4 protein-coding genes and 4 pseudogenes are annotated in these 5,696 nt (G+C 67.0%); 4 read left to right on the top strand and 4 right to left on the bottom strand.

Annotated elements, in window-relative coordinates:
- Positions 1 to 858: lipase family protein (locus tag ACLQI9_RS21390; protein ID WP_442392140.1), on the top strand; the 858-nt coding region annotated here is incomplete at its 5' end.
- Positions 859 to 1,133: 275 nt separating this feature from the next.
- Here the strand turns inward: ACLQI9_RS21390 and ACLQI9_RS21385 are convergent.
- The 4 genes and pseudogenes from ACLQI9_RS21385 to ACLQI9_RS21370 form a co-directional block, all read right to left on the bottom strand.
- Complete coding sequence (locus tag ACLQI9_RS21385) at positions 1,134 to 1,271, bottom strand: hypothetical protein (protein WP_442378815.1); 138 nt, start codon at positions 1,269 to 1,271, stop codon at positions 1,134 to 1,136.
- Between the two features lie 17 nt (positions 1,272 to 1,288).
- Positions 1,289 to 2,677 (bottom strand): annotated as a pseudogene (locus ACLQI9_RS21380) (WS/DGAT/MGAT family O-acyltransferase).
- A 48-nt stretch (positions 2,678 to 2,725) separates the two neighbouring features.
- On the bottom strand, positions 2,726 to 2,914 hold the full coding sequence (locus ACLQI9_RS21375; protein WP_442378824.1) for a hypothetical protein: 189 nt from the start codon (positions 2,912 to 2,914) through the stop codon (positions 2,726 to 2,728).
- Between the two features lie 190 nt (positions 2,915 to 3,104).
- Positions 3,105 to 3,316 (bottom strand): annotated as a pseudogene (locus ACLQI9_RS21370) (alpha/beta hydrolase fold domain-containing protein); the annotation flags it as partial.
- Here ACLQI9_RS21370 and ACLQI9_RS21365 point away from each other — a divergent pair.
- The 3 genes and pseudogenes from ACLQI9_RS21365 to ACLQI9_RS21355 all read left to right on the top strand — a co-directional run.
- Positions 3,306 to 3,884 (top strand): annotated as a pseudogene (locus tag ACLQI9_RS21365) (hypothetical protein). The pseudogenes ACLQI9_RS21370 and ACLQI9_RS21365 sit on opposite strands and share 11 nt — an antisense overlap.
- Positions 3,881 to 4,754, top strand: a pseudogene (locus ACLQI9_RS21360) (SDR family NAD(P)-dependent oxidoreductase). Before ACLQI9_RS21365 ends, ACLQI9_RS21360 begins: the two co-directional pseudogenes overlap by 4 nt.
- A partial coding sequence (locus ACLQI9_RS21355; protein ID WP_442392139.1) for an AMP-binding protein occupies positions 4,751 to 5,696 on the top strand: 946 nt, incomplete at its 3' end. The pseudogene ACLQI9_RS21360 and the gene ACLQI9_RS21355, both read left to right, overlap by 4 nt.

Raw genomic sequence — 5,696 nt, 5'->3', positions numbered from 1 at the left:
GAAGGCCCCAACGGGATGTGGGGCGCGCCGTACGAACCTGGCTACTGCGTCCTCGACGGAGTCCGGGCCGCACTGAGCTCGGAGCGCATCGGATTGTCAGCGTCGGCGCCCGTCGCGTTGTGGGGGTACTCCGGCGGCGGGCTCGCCACCGCCTGGGCTGCCGAAATATGCGCCGACTACGCACCCGAACTCGACATCGTCGGCGCCGTGCTCGGATCACCCATCGGCGACCTGGGCCACACCTTCCGCCGGCTCAACGGCAGCCTCCTGGCTGGTCTCCCCGCGTTGGTGATCGCCGCGCTGGCACACATCTACCCAGACTTGGGCCGAGTGATCCAGGAGCACACCAACGAAGAGGGACTCGCTCTGCTGCGCCAGCTGGAGACCATGACCACGGTGGGCGCGGTCATCCGGATGGCGAGAAAGGACGTGAGCGAGTACCTCGACCGGCCGCTGGACGAGATCCTGACGATGCCGGAGGTCCAGTACGTCTTCGACAGCATCAAACTCGGCGCTACGGCGCCGACACCGCCGGTATTGATCGTGCAGGCCGTACACGACTACCTCATCGATGTCGCCGACATCGACGCGCTGGCCGACGCCTATTCGGCCGGCGGAGCCGACGTCGCCTACCACCGGGACGCGTTCTGCGAGCACCTGCTGCTACACCCACTGTCCGCCCCGATGACGATGCGGTGGTTGCAGGACCGGTTCGCCGGCCGACCCCTGACCGATCACCTGATCAGAACGAAGTGGCCGACCATGTTCAGCCCGGCAACCTACCTCGGCATCGCCCGGCTGGCCGTGTTCGCGGCGAAGGTCATCACCGGCAGGACGGTCCACCGCCGTCCGCTGTGACTTATGACCTGGCGGAAGTTTCCGCGGTCCCCGGCGACGCGGTCACCGCGGTTGGCGGCTCAGGCGTAGCCGGATAGCCGCCAAGGTCGTCGACGGGCACCACATCCCAGGAAGGCGTCGTCGTGGTCACATGCACATGCTGCCACAGGCACGCGACAGCCACGTCCGATGCTCGGAATGCGAACAGTCCTCTTTGCGGGCGCCGCGTTCGCCCTTAGGGGTTCCGCGTACGGCTCCTCACCATGGAGGTGCCCGCAGCCCCGCTCGTCTCCCCCCTAAGCCCGCCGGGTGAAGGTGACGTGGAACATGTGTACCTGGGGGCCGAAGCGATTGAGGGTGCACCAATGACGACTCAGCAGGTCCGCGTCGACGGTGTTGATATCGCCTACACCGATACCGGTTCCGGTCGACATGAGGCCGACCTTGTCGGTCAGGACGCCGAAAGGAGACCGGCAGCTTCCTCCAGGTCCTTCAGCGCGGGCTCAATCGCGTCCGCTAGTCCGTCGATGTCATTGGCGATCTCCGGTGTGGTGACGAAGCCGAAATCCACGAATCCGTGGTAGCTCAAACAGGTGATGTTCAATGCCACCTCCAGCATCACCGGTCCGAGGGGTACGAGCCGCTCCACGACTGCGCCGGCCAAATAAACGGGGAAGTCGGGTCCGGGAACGTTGGAGATCACCATGTTGATAGGAGCGACGTGGCCACCGATGTGGCTGGCCGTGTAGGCCCTGGCGGCCAGCGCCAGCAAGCCAGGCGGCGTGGTCTCCGTCAGACCCATGATCTGATGTGCGGTAAGCGCTTTGGCCATCTCCTTGGCGCCCTGGGAATTGCCATAGATGGTTTTCATCCGCTCGGCGGGGTCGGCGACATTGGTGGCGAGGCTGACGGTCATGGAGCTGATCTGGTTAGCGATCTCTCTGCTCTCGCCATGAGTGGAGATCGGAACCTGGGCCACCAGCGGCTGATCGGGGAGCTCACCCCGGTCGAGCAGGTAACGGCGCATCGCCCCGGAAACGAGCGCGAGCACCACGTCGTTGAGCTTCACGCCGAAGGCGCACTTGACTGCCTTCACCCGATCCAGTGGCACTCTGCTGCTGCTGATACGCCGCTGCGTCGAGATCTCGGCATTGAAACGCGTTGTCGGTGCCTCGAAGAATCGGGGAGGTTTGTTGGCCAACCCGCGCACGGCCAGCTGTTGAGACAGCGTTTGCTGAGCGATTCGCAAGAGGCGGTATGGCGTTCTCACCGCCACGTTGAACATGCCGCCCAGCGCCCGCAGCTCGAACGGGGGCATCCCTCGCGTCGATGATGGGCTGCCCTCGACGGCGGGTGGACGCGGTCGGGGGCTGATGTCGAGCATGATCTCGCTCAGACTGGAGCCAGACACACCGTCGACAAGGGCGTGATGCATCTTCGTCAGAATCGCGACACGTCCATGCTCCAGACCCTCGATGAACCACATCTCCCAGAGCGGCCTGTCCCGGTCGAGTGGGTAGGACATGAGACGGCCGGCCAGATCCTCGAGCTCGCGACGTCCTCCGGGCTCGGGCACCGCGACCTGCCGGATGTGATAGTCGATGTTGAGCTTGGCGTCCTCGACGAACCATGGCCTGTCGAGTCCCAGCGGCGCGCCTGCCACTCGGTAGTGCAGCGCCGGCATCTCCGGAAGGCGAGAAGCGACAAGGTCTTTGAGAACACGGAAGCAGAAACCCGGCGCGTCGGAAGGGTCTCAGATCGTCAGTCCGGCGCCGTGCATGTGCCAGGCGTGCGTTTCGGCGAACCAGAACGCCGCATCGACGCTCGACAGCCGCCTCATACCGACAGGGTAGAGCGGGCAGGTCACGCCAACGCGAAAATGCGTGAACTAGGGCGTACCTGATAAATGTGCGGCCCAGGCGATGACGGCGTGTGGACCAGGGCGGTAGACGATGGCGAGTTTGTCGTAGCGGGTGGCCAGTGCGCGCCATTGCTTGAGTTGGTTGCATCTGCGCTCGATGACGTTGCGGCGACGGTAGTCGGCGGTGTTGAGCGCGGCGGCCGTGTTGGGCAGCATTCCGGTACTGCCCGGCCACGGCTACCTGGACTTGTGTTGCCGTCGTCGAGGATGACGCGGGCCGTGTCTTGCTGGCACGTCGGCCAGAGGTTGCCACCCGTGGCCATGACGTTCGATCGCTACGGCCATGGTGTCGTCGGCTTTGAGGACGAGGCGCTGGTTCGTACGGTCGGCGGTTGTTGTAGCACTCTTACGAGGTGGCCTGCCGGATGTAGTCCCCGATTTGGCGCAGCGAGCGGGTGGCCTCCGGCACGACCGGCGCGCACAGCTGGAAGACGTGCATCTGGCCGGGCCAGTCCTGAGCTCCGCCGGCACTCCCGCGGCGGCCAGCCGCCTGGCCGCCAGCCGGGCGTCGTAGAGCAGCACCTCCGAACCCGAGACGTGGATCAGCGTGCGCGGCAGGCTTGAGGGTGACGGGACCGGTGAGGAGTTTCGGGTCGATGTTGGCGAGCGCATAGGAAATCGCTTCGTCCATGCTCATCGCCGCCCCGGCGGTGCGAAGCTTGCTCGGCGCTGGTCGCCGAGCGCGGCGGCGACCAGGTCACCCGTCTCACGCAGGGCGGTGAGAACAAAGTTGGCGGCGGGATCGGCGGGCGCGTCGAACCATCTGGACGAGCTCGCGCGCGGATTTGACGCATTCCTCGAGGCGGTTCCGCGGCCCGACATGCAACGCATCCTCGTGCTCGACGGCCCCGCCGTGCTCGGACCGGCCCGCTAGACCGAACTCGACGAGCGCTACGCGTTCGTAGTCATCGTCGCCGCGCTGCGCGCCGCCAACGAGGAGGGCACCCTTCGGGTCGAGGACCCCGAAATCGTCACCAGGCGTCTGCTGGGCGCGCTCAGGCGAGGCGCGACGTTGGTGGCGACCTCCCCGAACCCGGTCGACACCTGCCACGCCGTCTTACGCTCGATACGTGCGTTGCTGCGGGGCTACGCTGCGACTCGTCCGGGTAGTAAGGCGGTCCAATGAACCTGGTAGCCAAGGCTGTCGACAAGATCGCCAATCCACCGCGGGTGTCGAATCCCGATCGGCTGCGCGCCGCGGTGTCCGGCAAGACCGTGCTGGTGACCGGTGCCTCCTACGGACTCGGCGAGGCCACCGCGCGCAAGCTCGGGGCGGCCGGGGCGACCGTGCTGCTGGTCGCCCGCTCTGCGGACAGGCTGGCAGCCCTCGCGGCGTCGATCAACGCGGGCGGCGGCCGCGCAGCCGGGTACCCGGCCGATCTGACCGACGAGACAGCGGTCGCCGCGCTGGCGGAGCGGCTCACCGAAAACCACGGCCCGATGGACGTCGTCGTCAGCAACGCCGGCAAGTCCATCCGGCGGTCGCTGCATCTGCAGTACGACCGGCCGCAGGATTTCGAGCGCACGATCGGCGTCAACTACCTGGGCCCGGTCCGGTTGCTGCTCGGGCTGCTTCCCGCGATGAGGCGCCGCGGCAGCGGGCACATCGTGAGCATTTCGACGATCGGTGTGCGCACCACACCAGGCCCGCGCTGGGGCGCCTACCTGGCGTCCAAGAGCGCGTTCGATGTGTGGTTGCGCAGCGTCGCACCGGAGCTGCGACGGCGTGCATGTCACCTCGGTGTACATGACGTTGATGCACACCCCCATGAGCGCACCCACGCCGATCCTGCGCAGAATGCCGGGCCTGTCTGCGGAGCAGGCCGCCGACATCGTCGCGAAGGCGATCATCGAACGGCCCGGCAGCGTGCAGCCGTTGTGGGTGTGGCCGGTCGAAATCAGCTCGATGCTGCTGCCCAGGGCGCTGGAGGTCGGGATGGGGCTGATGTATCGGTTCACCACCGATTCCCCAAGCGCTCTGGGGATTCGGCGATGACGGCCGCGAACATCGTGACCAGCGCGGCCCGGGTGGTGCTGCGATCGGGATTGTTTGCGCCCGCTGGGCCGCTGACGATGTTCCGCATCGTGCGCGAGGTGGTTCGAGGCAGTGCGAACCTGGCTACCGTGCTGGCGATCGCGGCGGTTCGCTGGTCGGACCGGACCGCGGTGATCGACGATGACGGCGCGCTGAGCTACGGCGAGCTGCAGTCCCGCACCGAATCCGTGGCGGCCGCGCTGGTTTACCGCCACGGCGTCGGACCCGGGATCTCGGTCGGCATCCTGTGCCGCAACGGGCGCGCCTTCATGCAGGCGATGTTCGCGGCGGCGTCGGTCGGTGCCGACGTGGTGTTGCTCAACACCGAGTTCCAAACCGACGCGCTGGCGACCGCGTTGGGCGCGCACCGGATCCAGACCGTGCTTTGTGACGACGAATTCGCCGATCGGGTGCGCGCGGCAGACGAGGCGGTCGCCGTCGTCGATCTCGCGGCGCTCGAGATCGATGGGCGCGAGCCACGGCCGAAGGCCGGGCCGCGCGGACGGATCGTGCTCCTGACGTCCGGCACGACGGGCACACCCAAGGGTGTGCCGCGCACACCCAGTATCACCCCGGCGCTCGGTGTTGGAGTCGTGTTCCTCGATCGCATCGGGCTGCGCGCTGGAAGCCGAATTGTCGTACCGGTGCCCATGTTTCACGCGTTCGGGTTCGGGATGGTGTTGCTCACGGTGATACTCGGCGGCACGCTGCTGACAAGACGCCGGTTCGACGCCGAAGCAACGCTCGCCCAGGTGTCGTTGCATCGCGCGCACGTGCTCGCCGCGGTCCCGGTCATGCTCGCCCGGATTCTCGACCTTCCGGACGAGGTGCGGGCGCGAAACCCGGTTGCGTCGCTGCGCGTGGTGATCACCGCCGGGGCACGCCTGGACCCGAGCCTGGCGC

Origin of the sequence: Mycobacterium sp. (assembly GCF_052143115.1) — a bacterium.
Taxonomy (GTDB): Bacteria; Actinomycetota; Actinomycetes; order Mycobacteriales; family Mycobacteriaceae; genus Mycobacterium.
Note: the sequence above shows the minus strand (reverse complement) of the source record. Positions and strands in the feature narration are given on the sequence as shown.